The sequence below is a fragment of the Candidatus Finniella inopinata genome, assembly GCF_004210305.1.
Taxonomy (GTDB): Bacteria; Pseudomonadota; Alphaproteobacteria; order Paracaedibacterales; family CAIULA01; genus Finniella; species Finniella inopinata_A.
Genome location: NZ_SCFB01000008.1, coordinates 1 through 19,181, shown reverse-complemented (window position 1 = coordinate 19,181; position 19,181 = coordinate 1). Strand labels below are relative to the sequence as shown.

The 19,181-nt window shown below is 43.3% G+C and carries 21 protein-coding genes and 2 tRNA genes; 8 read left to right on the top strand and 15 right to left on the bottom strand.

The window, feature by feature from the left end; translation table 11 throughout:
- Window positions 1–35 precede the first annotated feature (35 nt).
- Window positions 36–284 carry a hypothetical protein gene (locus EQU50_RS06710; RefSeq protein WP_130154361.1) on the bottom strand — a complete coding sequence of 83 codons (249 nt, stop codon included), beginning with the start codon at window positions 282–284 and terminating at the stop codon, window positions 36–38.
- Window positions 285–405: 121 nt separating this feature from the next.
- Entirely contained in the window at window positions 406–990 is a 585-nt protein-coding gene (locus EQU50_RS06705) for a DedA family protein (protein ID WP_130154360.1), read from the bottom strand.
- 211 nt (window positions 991–1,201) lie between these two features.
- On the opposite strand from EQU50_RS06705, the gene EQU50_RS06700 reads away from it, so the two are divergent.
- Window positions 1,202–1,278, top strand: a tRNA-Arg gene (locus tag EQU50_RS06700).
- Window positions 1,279–1,297: 19 nt separating this feature from the next.
- On the opposite strand, the gene EQU50_RS06695 is transcribed toward EQU50_RS06700, so the two are convergent.
- Both EQU50_RS06695 and EQU50_RS06690 read right to left on the bottom strand, forming a co-directional pair.
- Entirely contained in the window at window positions 1,298–1,756 is a 459-nt protein-coding gene (locus EQU50_RS06695) for a host attachment protein (RefSeq protein WP_130154359.1), read from the bottom strand.
- Window positions 1,757–1,798: 42 nt separating this feature from the next.
- A complete protein-coding gene (locus tag EQU50_RS06690) occupies window positions 1,799–2,260 on the bottom strand; it encodes a YtxH domain-containing protein (protein WP_130154358.1) in 462 nt (153 codons plus the stop codon).
- A gap of 262 nt (window positions 2,261–2,522) precedes the next feature.
- On the opposite strand from EQU50_RS06690, the gene rffA reads away from it, so the two are divergent.
- From rffA to rpmG, 3 genes are all read left to right on the top strand, one after another.
- A complete protein-coding gene (rffA, locus tag EQU50_RS06685; RefSeq protein WP_130154357.1) occupies window positions 2,523–3,662 on the top strand; it encodes a dTDP-4-amino-4,6-dideoxygalactose transaminase in 1,140 nt (379 codons plus the stop codon).
- Window positions 3,663–3,784: 122 nt separating this feature from the next.
- A tRNA-Gly gene (locus EQU50_RS06680) sits at window positions 3,785–3,859 on the top strand.
- 43 nt (window positions 3,860–3,902) lie between these two features.
- On the top strand, window positions 3,903–4,070 hold the full coding sequence (gene rpmG, locus EQU50_RS06675) for a 50S ribosomal protein L33 (protein ID WP_130154356.1): 168 nt from the start codon (window positions 3,903–3,905) through the stop codon (window positions 4,068–4,070).
- A gap of 56 nt (window positions 4,071–4,126) precedes the next feature.
- Here rpmG and dnaQ read toward each other — a convergent pair whose 3' ends face one another.
- From dnaQ to rsmG, 4 genes are read right to left on the bottom strand one after another with little or no spacing between them, the layout of a single operon-like run.
- Entirely contained in the window at window positions 4,127–4,807 is a 681-nt protein-coding gene (gene dnaQ, locus EQU50_RS06670; protein ID WP_130154355.1) for a DNA polymerase III subunit epsilon, read from the bottom strand.
- A 12-nt stretch (window positions 4,808–4,819) separates the two neighbouring features.
- Window positions 4,820–5,677 carry a ParB/RepB/Spo0J family partition protein gene (locus EQU50_RS06665; RefSeq protein WP_130154354.1) on the bottom strand — a complete coding sequence of 286 codons (858 nt, stop codon included), beginning with the start codon at window positions 5,675–5,677 and terminating at the stop codon, window positions 4,820–4,822.
- Between the two features lie 2 nt (window positions 5,678–5,679).
- Entirely contained in the window at window positions 5,680–6,453 is a 774-nt protein-coding gene (locus tag EQU50_RS06660) for a ParA family protein (protein WP_130154353.1), read from the bottom strand.
- A complete protein-coding gene (gene rsmG / locus EQU50_RS06655; protein ID WP_130154352.1) occupies window positions 6,450–7,079 on the bottom strand; it encodes a 16S rRNA (guanine(527)-N(7))-methyltransferase RsmG in 630 nt (209 codons plus the stop codon). The genes EQU50_RS06660 and rsmG overlap by 4 nt, the downstream gene beginning before the upstream one ends.
- 524 nt (window positions 7,080–7,603) lie before the next feature.
- Between rsmG and EQU50_RS06650 the strand changes: the two genes are divergently transcribed.
- Both EQU50_RS06650 and EQU50_RS06645 read left to right on the top strand, forming a co-directional pair.
- Window positions 7,604–7,837, top strand: a complete 234-nt coding sequence (locus EQU50_RS06650) for a hypothetical protein (RefSeq protein WP_130154351.1) — start codon at window positions 7,604–7,606, stop codon at window positions 7,835–7,837.
- Complete coding sequence (locus tag EQU50_RS06645; protein ID WP_130154350.1) at window positions 7,834–8,535, top strand: UPF0236 family transposase-like protein; 702 nt, start codon at window positions 7,834–7,836, stop codon at window positions 8,533–8,535. Before EQU50_RS06650 ends, EQU50_RS06645 begins: the two co-directional genes overlap by 4 nt.
- A 213-nt stretch (window positions 8,536–8,748) precedes the next feature.
- Here EQU50_RS06645 and EQU50_RS06640 read toward each other — a convergent pair whose 3' ends face one another.
- Window positions 8,749–9,288, bottom strand: a complete 540-nt coding sequence (locus EQU50_RS06640; RefSeq protein WP_130154349.1) for a hypothetical protein — start codon at window positions 9,286–9,288, stop codon at window positions 8,749–8,751.
- A gap of 679 nt (window positions 9,289–9,967) precedes the next feature.
- Here EQU50_RS06640 and ltrA point away from each other — a divergent pair.
- Window positions 9,968–11,329, top strand: coding sequence for a group II intron reverse transcriptase/maturase (gene ltrA, locus EQU50_RS06635; protein WP_130153494.1), 1,362 nt, complete (start codon window positions 9,968–9,970; stop codon window positions 11,327–11,329).
- On the opposite strand, the gene EQU50_RS06630 is transcribed toward ltrA, so the two are convergent.
- The 6 genes from EQU50_RS06630 to EQU50_RS06605 all read right to left on the bottom strand — a co-directional run bounded on the left by EQU50_RS06630 (window position 11,281) and on the right by EQU50_RS06605 (window position 17,710).
- On the bottom strand, window positions 11,281–12,708 hold the full coding sequence (locus EQU50_RS06630) for a hypothetical protein (protein ID WP_130154348.1): 1,428 nt from the start codon (window positions 12,706–12,708) through the stop codon (window positions 11,281–11,283). The genes ltrA and EQU50_RS06630 overlap by 49 nt on opposite strands.
- Before the next feature lie 285 nt (window positions 12,709–12,993).
- Entirely contained in the window at window positions 12,994–13,815 is an 822-nt protein-coding gene (gene istB / locus EQU50_RS06625; RefSeq protein WP_130153461.1) for an IS21-like element helper ATPase IstB, read from the bottom strand.
- Between the two features lie 21 nt (window positions 13,816–13,836).
- Window positions 13,837–15,366 carry an IS21 family transposase gene (gene istA / locus EQU50_RS06620; protein ID WP_420886594.1) on the bottom strand — a complete coding sequence of 510 codons (1,530 nt, stop codon included), beginning with the start codon at window positions 15,364–15,366 and terminating at the stop codon, window positions 13,837–13,839.
- A 553-nt stretch (window positions 15,367–15,919) separates the two neighbouring features.
- On the bottom strand, window positions 15,920–16,747 hold the full coding sequence (ygfZ, locus tag EQU50_RS06615) for a CAF17-like 4Fe-4S cluster assembly/insertion protein YgfZ (protein WP_130154347.1): 828 nt from the start codon (window positions 16,745–16,747) through the stop codon (window positions 15,920–15,922).
- Window positions 16,744–17,343, bottom strand: a complete 600-nt coding sequence (locus EQU50_RS06610; protein WP_165380379.1) for a BON domain-containing protein — start codon at window positions 17,341–17,343, stop codon at window positions 16,744–16,746. Before EQU50_RS06610 ends, ygfZ begins: the two co-directional genes overlap by 4 nt.
- Window positions 17,330–17,710: a YraN family protein gene (locus tag EQU50_RS06605; protein ID WP_165380378.1), complete on the bottom strand. Its 381-nt coding sequence runs from the start codon at window positions 17,708–17,710 to the stop codon at window positions 17,330–17,332. Before EQU50_RS06605 ends, EQU50_RS06610 begins: the two co-directional genes overlap by 14 nt.
- 116 nt (window positions 17,711–17,826) lie before the next feature.
- Here EQU50_RS06605 and EQU50_RS06600 point away from each other — a divergent pair, with 116 nt between their 5' ends.
- Window positions 17,827–18,993 (top strand): hypothetical protein, encoded by a 1,167-nt coding sequence (locus tag EQU50_RS06600; protein WP_130154344.1) that lies wholly within the window; start codon window positions 17,827–17,829, stop codon window positions 18,991–18,993.
- Window positions 18,994–19,181 lie beyond the last annotated feature (188 nt).

Here is a 19,181-nt window from a genome sequence, read left to right as displayed (position 1 = left end):
GAAGATATTGAGTTCTAAATTTATAATAATTCATACTATACGTGTCGGAAAAATGGAGGGTTAAAGGCTGGAAGGCCAGATGCGCGTTGTGTCACCGACAGTGTCAAGGCTGTGTTGTTAGCGACTGCCACTAATGCAGATGATTGACTGACAGGTACCAGTGCTGTGCTTGCAGCTTTTGCTTGTTCTTCATTTTTAGTATCTGACGACGCAAAAGACGAGATTGTGAGACTAACGATAAGGCCAAGTGTTGAAAGAAAGAAATATTTAATACTATTTTTCATAGAATCCTCTAAAAAGTTGATAAGCTTTATAGATAAATTGTATGATTTAAATAGTTAAAAATTTATTAATTTAGACCACGAAAGGGGGCGCGTATTAAAATATTTACAAGTCCTGACCCGTTCAACCCTGATCAGGTTGCCTCTTTGAACGCCACCAGCGCCAGGCAAACCAACCCGCCATGGCAACAACCACAATCAAACCAAGGGCCTTAAAAAAATACTTTTGAATCAGGGAAAAGTGATCAAGAATTTCCTTCATAACATCCCCCAGCATATACCCCCCGATACAGCTGACCAATGTCCAGATGACGGCAGACAGAATATTAAGTGGAATAAATCGCCACAGGGGAATCTGGGCCGCACCAATAACAATGGCGCTGGTGACGCGGATGCCATAAACAAACCGACAACCAATGATAAACCAAACATCAAACCTGTGAAGCAAGGCGAAGGCCCGATTAGCAGGTTTTTTAAATTTGGGAAAACGATCGAATATTCCTGGCCCATAGTGGCGCCCCAGCAAGAAAAGCGCTTGATCGGCAATCACGGTGCCGGTAAATGCCACAATCATAATTTTATAGATTGATAAATGACCCAGATAAGCCATAGAGCTTGCTATGAGGATGACCGATTCCCCCTCGACCAGGGAACCTAGGAATACGGCGCCATAACCCCAGTTTTGAACCCATTGTGTGAATTGTTCCAATAGTGTTGGCCTTACCTTAATGCGATGCTATTATAAAAAACACCTTAGCAAGGAATAGGTAAAACAACAAACTTATACCTGTTTAAAATCGTTTGAAAGGGGTGTAAGCCTATGGAAGTTTTTATTTCATCGGAACACTTTTTTTATCAAATCCCCTTTGTTCAATTGTCTTTCCTGTTAATTCAGGATATACCCAATACATTGGCCTCATGCACCCGTAGCTCAGTTGGATAGAGCGTTGCCCTCCGAAGGCAAAGGTCGGACGTTCGAATCGTCTCGGGTGCGCCAATGAGTTTTTTTGCAAGTTTTAAATTGCCTGCAGTTTTCTCTGGATTTCATCCTTGTTCAAATGAGTATAGTCTTTGGCTATGACCTTAATATCCTCCACATTTAGTGGGGGCTGGATTTTACTTAAATGGGTATGAATGGTGTCTCGCAGTGAACCCACAAGATGCGCAGGACAAACCAGCGTAATCCTTTTAAATTCCTTGTCCTCATAGGATTTGATAAGGAAATGAGCAAGCTTCTTAAAGAAATCTTTCTTTTGGTGTTCATGCCAATCTGTTTTGGGTTCATAAGCATGTTTGAGGATGGTCGCTGACCCGAAAGTCCGACCAGGTTTATCAGCCCCCTGTTCGTGATTCAAGGGATGGGGGTGGACCAAATGCAGGATTTGCTGAAGTTGGTCATATTGGTCGGTATATTTAAATAACCTGGCCTGACCGCCGTCTGCTACAAGCACCCAATTTGTTTGTTTATTAGGCATGGCTCCACCCTCACTGTTTAATATGAGACGTAAAAGGGTTATCTATTCTGTTTTCTTTTGAATACTCTCGTTTGTCTTCTCGGACCCCTCGGAAATTTTATCTTTCCCTTTTTCCTTCATCTCATCAGCCTTGTCTTTCACTTTTTCCCAATTCTCTTTCGTTCTGTCAGCCGATTCATGGGCTTTCTCTTTCGTTTTATCGGCTGCTTCGTGGGCTTTCTCTTTAGCATCATCGCTTTTACCTACGACGGTCTCTTTGGCTGCGTGATATTTGTCTTTTACAGCCTCTTTGACATTATGTGATTTTTCAGCAATTTTGTGACCTGTTTCTTTGGCCTTTTCTGTAATGCTTTTCATATCGGTTTCTCCTTTTTGCTGGTTAGTAGAAGACGTATTGCCCGACTCTGCCCACCCATTTGATAACCCACAAACGCTTATGAGGAGAATTCTGGCCAATACACGGTGATATTTTTTGTCATGATTTAAAATGCTAATAGTCATCATAAATTATCCTTTGAAACGATAATTAAATTAAGGGAACAATCAAGGATCAGCCAAACCGTTCTTTATATTATTGTTTATGAAAAACCACATTCCCTAAGTGCCCTTAGGGAAACATATATTGCCGGATCCTCATAGACGAATTTTCCAAAAATTTCATCTAATCTTTGCAAAAGACGAAGAACCTTGATTGGTGGTGTCTTAACTTTTATAAGTTGATTCATAATAGACTTCACTTCCTATTCGTAAAGGCATCCTGACGCTCATGGCACACTCCTTCACTATTCCATTTGGAAAACCTTATTTAACTGGCAAAGAGCAAACTCTTATATCTGAATCTCTAACAGAGGGATATTTGCACGGCAACGGCCATTTTACCAAAAAGTGTCAGGCCGAGTTGGAAAAGTTGACAGCCTGTCAAAAAGTTTTGTTGACCCATTCCTGCACGGCTGCCCTGGAAATGAGCGTTCTGTTGGCAGACATTCAACCCGGAGACGAGGTGATTATGCCCTCCTATACCTTCGTCTCCACAGCCAATGCCGTGGTTCTGCAGGGAGGCGTTCCTGTTTTTATTGATATTCGCCCCGATACCTTGAACATTGATGAAACTAAAATAGAAGAGGCGATTACGCCTTCCACAAAAGCCATCCTGTGTGTGCACTATGCCGGTGTTGGGTGTGAGATGGATACCATTCGGGACCTTGCTAAAAAACATAATTTGTTCGTTATCGAAGATGCAGCACAGGGTGTGGAAGCATACTATAAAAACAAAGCCTTGGGGACCTTGGGACATTCAGGCGCATTTAGCTTTCATGCAACCAAAAATATTATTTCGGGTGAGGGTGGAGCCCTTATGGTTAATGACCCTTCATGGGTGGGCCGTGCTGAAATGATTTGGGAAAAGGGGACCAATCGAAAAAAGTTCTTACTAGGCCAGGTCGATAAATATAGCTGGGTTGATAAAGGGTCCTCGTTTCTACCTAGTGAAGTGACAGCTGCCTTCCTGTTGGCTCAACTTGAATTCATCAAGGAAATAACAAAGCACCGCGTTCGGATGTGGAATTATTACCATCAGGTTTTAGAACCTTTAGAGAAAATGGAACGTTTAATCCGGCCGACGATTCCAATCGATTGCCAGCATAACGGTCATTTATTTTATATTTTGTTAAAAGACAGCAAAAGCCGTAATCTTTTAATGGACCATTTGTGTAGTCAAGGTATTCAGTCCGCCACCCATTACGTCCCTTTACATGATTCCATCGGGGGGCAAAGATTCGCCCGTACAGAGGGTGTCTTGACGTTGACAACCCGGATAGCTGATACGATTTTAAGGCTTCCCCTTTTCTTTGAGTTAACCGAAAGCCAGGTGGAATTTATCGCAGATGCGATCGCAAAGTTTGCGTGATGCTGACTTTGTAAAAAAAATTTCCAAAAAGACTTGCTAAAAACAGGGCAGTCATACTATAGATGGTTAAATCATATAAAATGGATTTACGAGTTCGTTATATATGTAGCCTCATAAAAGAAGCGGGCGTAGCTCAGTGGTAGAGCACAACCTTGCCAAGGTTGGGGTCGAGGGTTCAAATCCCTTCGCCCGCTCCAATTTGATCGTTAACTGTTAGAAATATGTTTAGGGGATCTTTAGATGGCTAAATCAGCTGTTATTAATATCAAACTTTTGAGCACTGCCGATACCGGGTATTTTTATGTTACACAAAAAAACCCACGTAAAAAGCCAGAGAAATTGGAACTGCGTAAGTATGATCCCGTCATTCGGAAACATGTCGCTTTTAAAGAGGCAAAGATTAAATAGTTTTTCTCGTTTAATTTCTAAGAATGCACAGCGCCTTTTCATCAAAGGCGTTTTTTTTAGTATCCCCATAGGTTCCCATATATTTTTTTGACAAAATCCTTGTGAGATTCCTCTTCGCCAGATTTCAAAACAAAGTCTCTTCTGGGAAATACCACCACGGTGCTGTTTGAAATATCTTGGTTTTCTTGCCGTCCGGCGTCTTTTTGAATGCCCAGCTGTCTTTGGCGCCCCCCTAAAAGCTCCAGATACACCTGAGCCAACAATTGAGAGTCCAGCAACGCACCATGCTTAGATCGGCCGCCTAGGTCAATTTGGAAGCGCTTACACAACGCATCAAGGCTTGCCGGTGAGCCTGGAAACTTACGACGGGCTATTAACAGCGTGTCGACAACGCGATACATTTCTATTTTTGGTTTATTGAGGCGGACGAGCTCTGCATTTAAAAAGCCAACGTCAAAATTGGCATTATGAATAACAAGCCTATCATCTTGAATAAAAGACAAGAAATCATCAGCAACCGAGGCAAAAACTCCATGGTTTTTGAGGAAATCGTGGGTAAGCCCTGTAATGGCCGTGGATTCAGGAGGGACCTCTCGTTCGGGGTTTATGTATACCTGATAATGTTTCCCTGTTGGCATGTGATTTAAAAGCTCTATACAGCCTATTTCCACAATACGGTGTCCTGCCTGATGGCTAAGGCCGGTTGTCTCGGTATCTAATATGATTTCTCTTAACACGCGATTCCCCCCTTATACAGAGCTTAAATAACCAACAAGCTCGTCAAGCTGCTCGTAGCTTTGGAAATAAAAAGTCAAAGCACCGCCGTCCCTGGTAAATTGAATTTTAGTTTTCATACCCAAACGTTCCCCAATTCGTCGGGTAATCATATCTATATCAGGATCAATCGTCGGTTGATTAAAGGCAGGTTGGCGTTCGCGGCGGACAAGATTTTCAGTGTCTCTCACCGACAGCTTATCTTGAATAATTTTTTGGGCCACCTGCTCAATATCGTTTGCCTTGGCAATGCTGCGCGCATGCCCTGCCGATAATTTACCTTCTCTGATAAGGGCTTTCACTGGCTCTGGCAAACCGTTTAGCCTGAGCATGTTGGCAACGTAGCTACGGCTTTTGCTGATGGAAAAGGCAATCTCCTCTTGAGTCTTTTTATGATCATCAATAAGGCGTTGAAAAGATTCGGCCTCTTCCATAGGGTTCAAATCATCCCTCTGAAGGTTTTCAATAAGACCGATTTCTAAGGCTTCTTCATCGGTGCAAATAATTTCAACCACCGGAATCGTTGTGAGTCCTGCGGCCTGTGCTGCACGCCATCGACGCTCACCCGCAATGATTTCAAAAAAATCATCGTCTAGTTTTCTTACAACCAAAGGCTGTAAAACGCCCTTCTGCTTTATGGAATTTGTCAAAGTTTCCATTTTTTCCGGGTCAAAATATTGACGAGGCTGCATTTTTCCAGGTTTGATGTAGTCGATATCAATCGATTGATTCTGGAATCTTCGGTCTGTGTTAGAATCACCGTAGTCGCCCATATCACCAAGCAATGCAGAAAGGCCCCGGCCTAGTGTTTTATTTTCCTTTGAGGAATTCATATTTATTCCTTTTCTTTAATTAAAATTTCTTTTGCGAGTTCCATATAAGATTGTGATCCAATGCACCCCACATCATAGAGTAACACAGGTTTTCCATGGGAGGGGGCCTCTGATACCTTTACATTTCGGGGAATAACGGTTTTAAAAACCTTATCCTTTAAATGAAATCGCACGTCTGCAGCCACTTGGGAACATAAAGAACTTCTTCTATCATACATCGTTAAGACAATCCCGAATAATGCCAATTTCTCATTAAAATTCCGTTTTATCTTTTGTATAGAGTTTAAAAGATAGCTCAACCCTTCCAAAGCATAATATTCGCATTGCAAAGGCACCAAAACACCGTCCGCTGCAACCAATGCATTAAGTGTTAAAAGCCCCATAGACGGGGGGCAATCAATAATGATGTAGTCAAAGATTTGTCGATAGGGATCAACCAGCGTCTTAAATATTGTCTCTCGATTTTCAATATTAACAAGTTCAATCTCGGCTCCAACAAGTTGGATTCCGGCTGGAATAAGCATTAGGCCTGGGATGCTGCTTTTAAGCATGCATTCTCCAATTGTGCATTTCCCAATCAGCATATCATAGCTTGTTAAATGTTTGTTTTTCCGCAAGACTCCGACCCCGGTTGACGCATTAGCCTGGGGGTCAAAATCCACCAACAGAACTTTTCGATCAACAGCGGCAAGGGCTGTTGCAATATTCACGGCCGTTGTTGTTTTTCCGACGCCACCTTTTTGATTCGCAACAACAATAATTTTGGCTGGTTTCATTTACGTACGTCCCATACTTTTATGATGGCTCCTTTTTCTTGGGTTGTGCTGGGAATTGCTTCATAGGAAAACCTCCACCCTTGCTGCAGGGATGATTCGATTTCCTGTTGCCATGTTTCGCCTTTTAAGAAAAAACCTACGCCACCTGTTTCACGTGAAACATTCTGCATGATCAGGAGCAGTTCCGCTAAGTTTGTAAAGGCTCGGGCTGTGATTTGGTGAAATTTGTCTTGAATGGTTTCTAATCGGTAATTCAAGATCTCAACCATTGTTGATGTTTGGCGAGAGACTTCGTTCAAGAAGAGACATTTTTTTCGATTTGATTCGACTAATGTTACTTGAGTTGCACCCATAATAGCAAGAACCATTCCAGGAAAACCAGCCCCAGATCCTAAGTCGATAAGAGATTTTTCAAGATCAATCAGATTATAAAGTTGCATGCTGTCGAGGAAATGTCGAGATATGGATTCGAGGAGTGTGCCTTGATCAACTAGATTGTAGGCATTATTCCATTTTTTCAGAAGCTGATCGTACAATTCTAGTTTTTTGATTGTTTCACGTGGAACATTGAGGTCCTTGGGAAGAAGATCAGAGAGCAAGAAAAAGAACCTTAAACTAATTAACATGCTTATTCTAAAACAATATAAGGTGGAAGACAACTAGACATATGATGCAGGGTGTGATTAAAAGTGGGAGTTGAGATAGATGTTTTTTTAAAAATAAGTTAAATATAGAGTAAATTTAACTAAATAGTGAGCTGACCATGTCAATGACAAATGAAGAATTTATAAAGAAGCTTGATACTCACCCTGTTTTAAGGGCCCGTATTGAGGAATAATTTACGATTATCGATAACCCGGACGGCCGTTCAACCAGGGCTGATGATGCGGAACTCTTGGTTCAGCAAGAGCTCCGATCATTGGGAAGGGAAATGCTTCAAGAAAGGGCAGCAGACGAAATGGGAACGAAGCCAAGAAACCCTTTTAAACAGTGGTGTTACCGTGGAAAGGAAGTCTAAAAAAAACTCCACTGGCATACAACCTATGGAAAAATAAGCGTAGAAGAACCTATTTTTTATCAGCCTGGACTAAAGAAATGCATTCGATCTTTTTCCTCCAGTGCCGCCGTTTCATGCCGGGGATATTCTCTGTTGTTGGAGCGCTCCATAACCGACTTTGGCGCTGATAATGCTTTCGGTCAAGTGGATTCAAAACTGAAAGAACATTATGGCATCACGGTACCCACCAGCAGTGCTCGGATCATAACCCAAAAGCACGCCCATCATATGTTTTTAAACAGCGAGCAGGAACCAACACAGGTGAGCCTACGCCCTCAGGCACTGGTCATAGCTGAAACAGATGGCAGCATGGTCCCCCCATCGTGACATATGAAAAGAAGCCAGATGGGGTTGAAAAGCACGACACCCGAAAGCATAAAAAACTTTCTTGGCGAGAAGCACGACTAAGCCTTGCGCACCCAGTTGGTTCTGTGACGCCTATTTTTGCAACGACATTGGGTAAGCCAGACGTTGTTGGTCGACAGCTTTATAGATGTGCAAAGAAATCGGGGATGGATGACAAGACGACTGTCCATTGTTTAGGCGATGGTGCCAGCTGGATTGCAAATCAGGTGGATGAAGAGTTTGGTTCACAAGCAACCTATTTAGTCGACTTTTATCACGTGTGTGAGTATCTGAGTAGAGCGGCGCCTGGGTGCAGTTCTAACAAACACACCTGGCTGGATCAGCAAAAAGAACGGTTAAAAACGGCGAAACCTGCCGATGTTCTGGAGGAATTAAGGCGACATTTTGAACCGGAAGAAAATACAGAAACCCCTGTCAGAGATTGTCATCGTTACCTTTCCAACCGTACGAACCAACTTGATTATGCTGGTGCCATAAAAAAAGGATTACCGATTGGGTCGGGAGAGATTGAAAGTGCCCACCGATACGTAATCCAAAAACGTCTAAAACTTGCGGGTGCTTGGTGGAAGGAAACAAACGCAGCAGACATGCTGGAACTTAGGGTCAATAGGGCAAATCGAAATTGGGACGGCTATTGGGTATCACGAAAAGCGGCATAAAATAGGCCAGCTCCCACTTTTAATCACACTCTATGATGCAGATTGAATAAAATTAGAAAGCAGGCTAATAATTCTGATGGATCTTGAGAAGTCATTAAAGGTCAGAAATAGGGCTTTCTAAAAAAAGACAAAATTCAATATGTATAATGTCTTTTAATAAGTTAGGCTTTCCTTTTCTGGTGATAACAATAATAGAATAGTGAGCATTTTTCCCTATTCATCATCTTCTGACAAAAGACTATAGTCGTTGAATAGCTGCCGAACTTTGAGTTTTGTAGCATTCGAGGTTTCTTCACCCTTCAGGATTTGTCGAAGGTACAGAAGGCAATCTTCATCTCCTTTATTTGCTGCTTTAGCCGTGTAAAGTAACTCCTGATCTGTCATCCCTTTTTTTCCCAATATATCGGCCCATTCGTTAAAATTCAAATGATCGGTTTTCTTTTCTGCTATTTTTACAAGACTTTCACGCACTTTAAAGGAAAGACCAGTTTCAGTGTCCTTCATGCAAGCAACTTCAAAGAGACACTGTGCAGTGGATTGTGTTAAAGACGCAATAAAACTATTACCCAATTTAAATAATGCAGCCAAATCTTTTGACAAAATGTCAGCAGCTATATTAACCTCCGTTGCTTCTAAGGTTGGAAATGTGGCGCTTGGCAGATTATTCGTTGACCAAGCTGTTAGCCTAGCCTTCCAGTCAATCGTAGGGTCATCCCCACTTGAAGAGGCATTGCCCATATCACTAGTCATCATCGCCATCATCAGGCAAGATAAATTTAGGAAAGTCTTTATTTTTATTTTCAATTTCACTTCTATACTTTTCTGGTATCTGATTACGCAAGCATCTCTGGCCCACATGGGGTGCAAACTCACGGCTGTCCTAATCTGAGCAGCTGCGTTCTTCATTTGCCTTAACCTGTGCTCAAGATTAATGTTATGTGCGCCCTGCTAAGGGGCGTAGGTTCAGTGGGTGCGAATTCCACCCGGTAAACTGTTGCTCCGGCCGGAAGTACTTTGGAGTAGCTCACGAGGTAACGAATGGGTTAAAGCATCTGAAGAAAAGGTCATGTAGATGATCAACGATTGTGCGGGCCGTAGCGCGCAGCGAACATCGAGCAGGCTCCGAGAAGATTAATGTGGTAGCTGACCCACCATAATATTGGGGAAAGCCGCTGTAGAAAGGGCAGAGAGCAACCTTAATCCTTTCTATGCCACCGGGGTAGTGATGATGGCACGTACAAAAGAGGACCTATGTCCAACAGGGGAAGTCTCTGCTGGGACGGTGTGGCAAGCCGTAAACAGTGGCCTCGTGAGGGGTAGACACTGACCAGACGAGATGGCGGAGGGGCCCGTAGTACCGATGAAGTTGGGTAATGCCAACGGAGGAAAGGGGCCCTGGTTTAGAACAAATGCGTCAAAAGGAACGAGCAGGATGATTGATAAAAATCTAGGAACATCTAAAACAGCAAAAGATCGCTGTAAAGTTGAGGTCCTTCAAAACGCATTACATGCAAAAGCCAAGGCAGAACTTAGCTACAAATTCTACAGCCTATGGGATAAAATCTACCGGACAGACGTTTTACGACGTGCCTACCGCCAATGCAAACGCAACGGGGGTAGCCATGGCGTGGACCATCAGCGTTTTGAGGATATTATAACCATAGGGGAGGAAAAGTGGCTTTTGGAACTGCACGAGGAGCTGAGACAAGGGGTTTATGCCCCCAAGCCCCTCAGAAGAGTATGGATTCCGAAAGGAAACAGCAAAAACATCTCTCGTCCGTTAAGCATTGCATGTATTAAGGACCGCGTGGTCCAAACAGCAATGTTACTTGTCTTACAACCGATATTTGAAGTCGATTTATTGCCAGAGCAATATGGCTTCAGATCAGGTATTAATGCAAAAATGGCGCTTCGTCGCATTTACTATCATGTGACGGACGCCAAGCGAACAGAGATTGTTGATGCTGACCTTCAGGATTACTTTACGACAATCCCCCATGGTGATTTGATGAAGTGCCTCAGTCGCCGTATTGTTGATGGGAAGGTTTTATATCTCATCAAACAATGGCTAGAGGTACCAACAGAGGAACACCGGCATGGGAGAACGCATCGAACGTCTGAGGCAAAAGAGCACCATAGGGGGATAGCCCAGGGATCTCCGCTATCACCCTTATTGTCAAACTGCTACTTCAGACGGTTTTTGCTGGCTTGGAAGAAATTCGGCATGGAAAAACGGCTCAATGCAAAAGTGGTGAATTACGTGGATGATTTTGTCATCTGTTGTCCTCCCCACATAGCGGAAGAGGCAATGCATTCTATGCGTACCATTATGGAACGTATAGGGCTTTTTGTGAACGAAACGAAGACCAGGATTGTAAAAGCGCCGCATGAATCCTTTGATTTTCTGGGGTACACATTCGGTCAGGCTTATAATAAAGAGCATAAGGCCTATTGGGGAACCCAGCCATCAAAGAAAGCGGTTCGACAAGTTATTCAGAAGATCCATAACGAGACGCGTATTCAATTGACCTGGACAACAGCAGAGAAGAGGATATTGGCAATAAACCAAATTCTGCGAGGCTGGTGTGGCTACTTTAATCAGGGACCTGTTTTAAAGAACTACCATACGGTTCGAAAGTATACAGAAAAGCGTCTTCGACGTTGGTTGGTGAAGAAGCATAAAATGAGAGGGACCAAAGGACATCGCCAATTTCCGACCGAGCACCTTTATGGAAAGCTCGGCCTCTATAAAATAGCTTGCGTCATGGCTGACGTGCCGAAAGCGAAAGCATGAGGTTCTGAACGAAAGCCGGATGCGTTAATAGCGCACGTCCGGTTTGATGTGGCAGGCAGTGGAAACGGGATACCGCGCCACTGCTTGACCCTACCAAAAACACTTAATCCTGATACTTGCGTGAACACACTTAAACTATTTGAAGCAATTTGAAAACGTTTTTTTGGGAATTTTTGAATATAGTTTTGTAAAGTTGTTGTTAAAATACCCGATTCACTCCCAGCAACAAAATAACAAGCCCCACATCGACGGCACATTTGATTTTTTGATGCTATTAACAGTGCCATTTGATGGATCGTAGCCCCGGGTGGAAGGGTTTTCAGAAAAGGATCCAAAACTTTCGTATTTCTGATTAACATCAAAAGGATGGCCTGCTCGCTATGTAAATAAGCTAGCTCAAAACCCGAATTGGCATGGCAGCTAGACTTTTCTGATTGTTTTTGAGTCTGAGGGGAAAGATAGGTAAAGTTCGCTTCTTTTTGACGGGCTGCAATCGTCTGCGCGCTTAACTTTGTGTTGGCGGCTTCTTGATAATAACCAAGTATAATATCACGCATGTGTTTGGTCACGCGGTTAGAGTCTTCATCACTGCCCATGAAATCATATACAGTTTTGGCCTCAAATGTTCTGGTCCCCGAAGTTGTTAGTTTTAAATCAAGACTGTCAGTGATTTCTTTGCCGCCACTTACAAAAAACGTATTTATATCAAATTCTTTGGAAAGTTTTAGTTTTCCCCCTTCCTCGTAAACAAACTGAATACCCAACAAAGCAGTATTTTTTCTTTTGACGAAGTCTTTGTTTTTCGAAACCAGCTCAGCCAGATTTTTTAAAGTCCGATCATGCCAGGTATCAGAGGTATCGATTTTTATTTGTAGATTTCTATCACCTAAGGAAGGTGCAACATAAGTACTATTGAGGCTACTCTTCAAGACCCTTGGGTCCTCACAGCCTTGTGATTTATTGGATCGGCACCAAGGGGAAGGGCCAGGACTGGCTGTGACTGTTTTAGTACAGGAAGAATGATCGCTTTCCTCCTCTGTACTCGCTTCAGCCTCTTCATGATTGAATCGTCTCTTCTTTGAAAGGGCAGGGCGCACAGGTGTGGAAAGCACGTCAGCAACACTCTTCCGGTTACCAGTTGTTGCCATGGAACGGCTAGATGACATTTCTGTGGGGGTGCGATCACGATTTCTTGTAGAAGGGGGCATGCTAGAAGGTGGAATATTTTCCTTATTCTCATTTGCTTCAGAAGTTTTTTCCTCTTCATCATCCAGCAGGCAATCATAAAGACTGATGGCCTTCGATCTCATGCGATTTGAAAAACTTGATGAACGGGGTGCTGATCTTCCTCCCCGACCCAAGACAGACTCAACAGGCATACGGTCAACCAGAACATCGCCTCCCGCGTCCGAAGCATTGCAATTTAAATTTAAATAAAAACAAAATAAAAAACAAAAGAAAATTTTACTAAACACAATATGTACAACTATAAATGAACGATATGCGGTTTATATTGCGTATTCCGGCGAATTCGAACGGCAATTCTGGTTTTATCCGAATGGCCGTTCCGGTTTAATTCGAACGGTGAATCCGGTTTTATCCGAACGCGGATTCTGGTTTAATTCGAATACGAATCAAAGAGAAGCGAACTCTCCGATTTTATCTCATTTTTTCACCCCTTCATTGTTTGTGATTTCCGTTGTGTCATGCAAAGGACCCTCGATGTTTTTTTGTTTGGTGTTTTCCTGATCCTTTTCTTTACTCCTCACTTTTCTCATAGATTCCCCTTTAATTTCAAGCCTATAAGAATTATGAACCAACCTATCGAGGATAGCATCCGCTAACGTCTCATTTCCTATGGTTTCGTGCCAGAGTTTGACAGGAATCTGACTGGTGACAATCGTAGAGCGTTTATCATGTCGGTCATCCAAAACCTCCAATAAGTCACGGCGTTGCTCATCTGTCAGAATAGACAATCCAAAATCATCTAAAATTAAAACCTCCGTTTTAGCAAGTTCACTCATTCTTTTTCCATAACTCCCATCCCCCTTTCCAAGCTGCAATTCGCTAAGCAAGCGACTGAGGCGGCAGTAATGAACTTTATAACCTTGAAGGCAAGCCTTGTGGGCCAGAGCACAAGCCAAGAATGTTTTCCCCGTGCCACACGGCCCAACAATCAAAATATTATGATGAGAAGCAACCCATTGGCATTGAGAAAGTGTGGCCAACAAAGATTTGTCTAGGTTACGCTGACATGAATGGTCAATATCTTCAAGGCAGGCCGTCTGCTGTAGTTTGGCACTGCGCAAGCGTGCCTGTAATTGCCTGTTTTCCCGGGCGATGACTTCTGTATCAACCAACAAGCCAAGACGTTCTTCAAAGCTCAGCTGCGTTATGGTTGGTTGCTCCAGCTGTTCTTTAAAGGCTTTTGCCATAGAATGAAGACGAAGTTTTTGAAGGTTGTAAACAATTGGATTCAGTAACATGAAAGGGTCTCCTTTTTTAGATTATTTAAAGTATTTTTGGCCACGAATATATTCGTGAGAATCAGAGAGGCTATTGACTTCTGAGGACGAGGATAAAGACTGTTGATCCATCTTGTTCTTCAAAATAGATTCAACATTTTTGTAACTGTGGCCTCCTATCTCTAAAGCCCTTTTACAAGCCAGCTCTAAACGGTCTTCACCGTAACTCTTGCCGAGCCTTAAAATCCCAAGACACGTGCGAAACCCCTGTTGAGGATGGGCGCGTGAAGCCATGATGACTTCTATCAATTTTGCCGTTGCTTCCCCCGTTTTCTTGGCCCAAGAAACAATTCGTTCGGGTGTCCATTCCACCTGTGCTTGATGAGCTTTTGGCATGTGCAGAGTATTTGTCGTATATCCGTTGGCACCATAACTTCTGACATGGGTCGCGACACATTTATTCTGACAAAAAATTTCAACAATCGTCGGTCCATAGCGAACATAGAGAGATTCCTTTGCCAAGGCATAGGGAACACTGTAAAAATGCTTGTCTAACTCAATATGGTAGTTGAAGCCGGCTTTAACTTTTTTCCACTCGGCGTACTCATACCGAGTTGTTGGAAGGGATTTTAATGCCTGTTTCTCAAGGTCTTGAAAGTGGCTTAAACGGGATCCTGGCAGTTTTTGGAAAGGACGTCGGTTTAAGACATCCAAAAGTGGCTGAATAGCTTGGTTTAACTCGCTCAAGCTAAAAAAGGTACGGTTACGAAGCTTGGCCAGAATTTGTCTCTCGACTTGTTGGACTGCATTCTCAACTTTAGCTTTATCCTTCGGACTTCTTGACCTTGTTGGAATAATTGCGACGCCGTAATAAGAGGCCATATCTTGATAGGTTGGGTTGATATCAGGTTCGTAAAGATGCGCCTTATGGACCCCACTCTTTAAATTGTCTGGCACAACAATCTCTGGACAGCCACCATAATATTCAAACGCATTCACGTGAGACTTGATCCAGTCTGCAAGCGTTTGGGTCCATGTGGCCTCCACGTAGGTAAAACTGGACGCACCAAGCGCAGCTACAAAAATCTGTGCTTCACCGACTTCCCCTGTCGACGTATCCGTTACAACGGACATCGTTTGACCGGCATAATCCACAAAAAGTCTCTCTCCTGCTTTGTGGGTCTGGTGCATCCAGACATCAAGTGTTGAATTACGCCATCCTCGGTAAACGTCGCAGAACTGGCTGTAGCTAATCCCTTGGGGGTACTTTTCTTTATACTCACTCCATAATAATTGTAACGTAACATGCTTGCACTTGAGTTCTTTATGAATATAAATGCAATCAATCTCTCCCCGTTGTTCTTTATTGATTTTTTGAGCAGGCGGATACAGCTTGATCTCCAACTCTTCGTCGCCTAGATTGTCGGGCACAGGCCAGCTTAAGTTAACTGCTTTTGCCCTCTTGACGCCTTCAACCGCCGTACTCGCGCTAATGCCAATGCTCTTGGCTATCTCCTGGTAACTACATCCACAGCTGTACCGTAAACGTAAGATTTCTCTGATCTTTCTCATTGATATGTGACTCCGTGACATGGGCTGTTCCTTTCATGTTTTGTTGAACAAAAAAAGGATACAGCGTTCATAAAACGCGTTTTATAACCAAAGGTCTCCTTGATACAGGAGGTCAAAGGCCATCGCTTCGTCTTGGAATCGTTATTCGATTTAAACCAGAATCACTGTTCGATTTGAGCCGGAATTGCCGTTCGGATTAGACCAGAATCACCATTCGAATTGAGCCGGAATTGCCGTTCGGTTTAGACCGGAATCACTATTCGATTTTCGCCGGAATACGCATTATATCGTATCTTATGTTTTAAAAGCAAATAAAAACATCAGTGGCCGCTGATAAAACATGCATCATCCTAAACTGGTATGAAGTATGGTTCTTCAGCAAAGGGTTTTAGAACGTTCGTATTTTTCAGGGCGCAAGGTCCGAAGGCCTGAAATCAGGGTGCCAAGAACGCAGACAAAAGAAGTATGATGAGGTTGTTGAGAAGCAATCCCAATTTGTGCCCAACAGGCACTAACAAAGGTTTAATTCTATTTTCTGTTGAAGCACCCTGACTCATCCCTTTTTTAAAGCAATCCAGGGTTTTAAAATTGTTTGGCCCGCTTTTAACTCAACAGGTTCCGAATCGAAAACGCTCAGGCGCAGCATGGCCAGCCCGCAATCATCAACGTAGGTTCTCATCTCGCCCACTTCTTGTCCTTCAACATCAAAAATAGGTGCTCCATAACTGACCGCGGGTCCTTCAATTTTTACTGGTAAAAGACGTTTTCGGATTTCGCCCCTATAGTGGGTTCGAGCCATCAGTTCTTGGCCTATGTAACACCCCTTACGCCAATCCATGGCTCCCAGCTCATCAAAGTTGTGTTCCAAGATAATGCCCTTTTGTACTGGCACATCACGGCTGCCGTCCCCAACGCCCAAAAGAATGCGGTGACGATCATAAGTTTCAAGCGGGGACAAGGGCATTGGGATGCTGGTATCAGAGGGCACGTACCAGCGGCGTCCTAATTCGGGAAGCCTAGGATCATCAATCACTGCTCCATCCTCTAAGGCTGGGATATCATCCCCCCAAACGGCATAAACGGCGTACTGCCCCCTTAAATTCGTCAAAGTGACATCAGATCGCAGTTTATACAAGTTGAGGCGCTTCAACAGCTCTTCAGCATTCTCGCAATCAATCAGCCAATCCCCGTCTGTCGTTTCCACAATGAACAGGTCATTCAAGAATTTCCCCTGGGGGTTTAAAAACGCCGCATACAGGGGGCGCTGAGGCGATATTTTCTCAACGTCATTGGTGACCAGCCCTTGCAAGAAAGAGGCCTTATCAGGACCGCTTAAGCTGATCAGACTGCGATGGGGCAAGGGGACTATAAAAAAACTCATTCAGCTGCGGGTTCGCCCTTAACCCGGGCATAATTCATGACTTTCTTTACGCCACTGACCTTACTGGCATGGTCGCTTACCAGGTTAAGCTCTTCTTGGCTTTGGGCATCCCCCATAACATAAACAACACCACCCACTGTTTTGATGCTGTAGTTTAGTGACCGAACGCCCGCATCAAACAAAAGCAGGCTTTTAATTTGACTGGTGATGGTCGCGTCTTTGGCCATATCAGTAAGCCCACCCCCCTCGGAGACTTCAATTTGGTTAAGAACTTGCTTCACGCCATTGACTTCCCAGGCAATACGTTCAGCATCAGCCTGCCATTCGGCGGTGGGGACTGAGCCTGTCAACAACACTTCCCCATTTTGAACGTTCATACCAATTTTCGTATATAGATCACTGCTGTGGCTGTAGATGCGACTTTTCAAAACTGTTGAAATCTGCGTATCGCTGACGCTGCCAGTAACGCCCTTATCACGTGTGGCTAGGGCACCAACGACGGCGCCCCCTCCGATGATGACAGGTGCACAACCTGTAAGGGACAGAAACGCAAATATAGCTGCCGAGTTTAAGGTTATCTTTTTAGTAAAATTCATAAATATCGTCCTGACTTTGCCAAGCGTTGATAACATGTGTTGGATTGCTTGTTTGGCATAATAAAACAACATCTATCCTAAGGAAAGGGTATTCAAGGCGTAAGTGTTGGTGTTCGGCCAGAAAACAGCCAAGGGCCTCCACAATACGTTTCCTTTGGCGAAGGCTTATGGATTCAGCAGCATCGTTATAAGTGCGTCTATATTTAACCTCGACCGCAATCAGCGTTCCTTCAAAGGTCGCAATCAGATCAATTTCCCCTGCTTTGCACTTATAGCGTTGGACGATAATTTTATAGCCTTTTGATTCTAACAGCTGTTTAGCTTGTTCTTCCGCTAATCGTCCTTGCTGATCTGTTGTTAGCTGCAAAAAAATAGACCCCTTTTTTCTGTATTCATTAGATTTTTTTTATATCATTAACGACTTGTTAAATGTTTTTCTTTACTGTTAAAAGACGAAAAGTATTTATTATGGGCGGATACAGTATGAATAAGCATCTTTTTTGGTTGATTTTTTTCCTAGGTATTAAGGCTCAGGCTCATACTTTCATGCCTATCGATGATTTTATTAATGGATATGAAGCTTATGCAAAGGAAAAAGAACTTTCGATACGTTTATCAAAGATTCAGACGGACCATCATGATCGGCACGACCTTGAAATCATCGATTACACCGACAGTCAAGATCCTGTCCTACTGGAATTAAGAAAAAACTCTCTATCAAAAAAAACTGCGCCACTGATAGTGTCCCGTAGCTTTAAATTCGACATTGTCACCAAAGACACAACAGGGGATACAAACATAGGAAGATTCATTTTACATGAAGGGGTAGAACCAGTACATGGCTCATTCTTCAGTATTAGCCATATTAGAATTGCCAGGAAATATGCAGACAAAGAAACAGAAGCGGAAACGAAGGCCTTACAAGATGCTGTTAAGCTTTTTGAAGCCATTAACCCTTATTGTGATGGATTCAGCTTTTACATACTTTCAGATAATCACAAGGCTGCCCTTTCTTGCGCACGTGCTGGTTTTTGGCTGAGCGATGAAAGAACTGGGGAAAAAATTGACAACCTTGAACTTTTCGCTGATTTTATTTTAGATCACACCCGTTTAGATCGTTCGAAGGCGATGATTCGGGAACGAAACGATCCTTTTATTCCTCTGCCCATCGATTTAAAGGATGATAAACACGCAGTAATTAAAATTTTGACCGAGACACAATCGCGGGCCATTAGCGTTCAACCTGATGACCTTTCAAGCGCGAGTTCAGGGGGATCCAGGAGGAGTATTATGAATGCACGCGTGAGCAGCAGAAAACTGGTAAGAATGTCAGATGAAGATCTTTGGGCGATTGCGAGAGAGCATTCTCTTAAGGATTTATACAAAAGAGGTAATGTTCCCTACATTTCCCCAATAAAACAAGTGGATTCAAGAAAACCTACCTCTACCGAATCTGAGGTTGTGCCATCGGCAGTCACTACGGCTGTATCTTCAGCCGCTGCCTCTGTTTCTTCCTCTTCGTCCACGGCAACAACGATACCAAGGCCACGGTCTATCTCTTCGTTTTTGTGGAAGCTATTTTCGACCCTCACCCTAAGTCCATTTTCGCAAACCAGAACAACAGAACCGGTAATTTTGATGGGGCAATAGTTAAGGTTTTTCTTTGCTCGAGCTTGGCTTTAATGGATTGTCGATGAAGCCTGACAGGTTAAATAAACTGCTTTCTTTTCCCCCAAAACCAAAATTGGCTTAGGTATTGTGTGCGGTGCACCCTTTGGACTGGACAGAATTGAGGAGTATTTAAGAGAGTTTCCTTCCCTAAGTTTTGATGATTGTTA

Coding starts and splice junctions, on each gene's coding strand:
- EQU50_RS06710 (WP_130154361.1), bottom strand. CDS start 284: ATGAAAAATAGTATTAAATATTTCTTTCTTTCAACACTTGGCCTTATC.
- EQU50_RS06695 (WP_130154359.1), bottom strand. CDS start 1,756: ATGCCTAATAAACAAACAAATTGGGTGCTTGTAGCAGACGGCGGTCAG.
- EQU50_RS06690 (WP_130154358.1), bottom strand. CDS start 2,260: ATGATGACTATTAGCATTTTAAATCATGACAAAAAATATCACCGTGTA.
- rffA (WP_130154357.1), top strand. CDS start 2,523: ATGGCACACTCCTTCACTATTCCATTTGGAAAACCTTATTTAACTGGC.
- rpmG (WP_130154356.1), top strand. CDS start 3,903: ATGGCTAAATCAGCTGTTATTAATATCAAACTTTTGAGCACTGCCGAT.
- EQU50_RS06665 (WP_130154354.1), bottom strand. CDS start 5,677: ATGAATTCCTCAAAGGAAAATAAAACACTAGGCCGGGGCCTTTCTGCA.
- EQU50_RS06660 (WP_130154353.1), bottom strand. CDS start 6,453: ATGAAACCAGCCAAAATTATTGTTGTTGCGAATCAAAAAGGTGGCGTC.
- rsmG (WP_130154352.1), bottom strand. CDS start 7,079: ATGTTAATTAGTTTAAGGTTCTTTTTCTTGCTCTCTGATCTTCTTCCC.
- EQU50_RS06640 (WP_130154349.1), bottom strand. CDS start 9,288: ATGATGACTAGTGATATGGGCAATGCCTCTTCAAGTGGGGATGACCCT.
- ltrA (WP_130153494.1), top strand. CDS start 9,968: ATGATTGATAAAAATCTAGGAACATCTAAAACAGCAAAAGATCGCTGT.
- EQU50_RS06630 (WP_130154348.1), bottom strand. CDS start 12,708: ATGCCTGTTGAGTCTGTCTTGGGTCGGGGAGGAAGATCAGCACCCCGT.
- istB (WP_130153461.1), bottom strand. CDS start 13,815: ATGTTACTGAATCCAATTGTTTACAACCTTCAAAAACTTCGTCTTCAT.
- istA (WP_420886594.1), bottom strand. CDS start 15,366: ATGAGAAAGATCAGAGAAATCTTACGTTTACGGTACAGCTGTGGATGT.
- ygfZ (WP_130154347.1), bottom strand. CDS start 16,747: ATGAGTTTTTTTATAGTCCCCTTGCCCCATCGCAGTCTGATCAGCTTA.
- EQU50_RS06610 (WP_165380379.1), bottom strand. CDS start 17,343: ATGAATTTTACTAAAAAGATAACCTTAAACTCGGCAGCTATATTTGCG.
- EQU50_RS06600 (WP_130154344.1), top strand. CDS start 17,827: ATGAATAAGCATCTTTTTTGGTTGATTTTTTTCCTAGGTATTAAGGCT.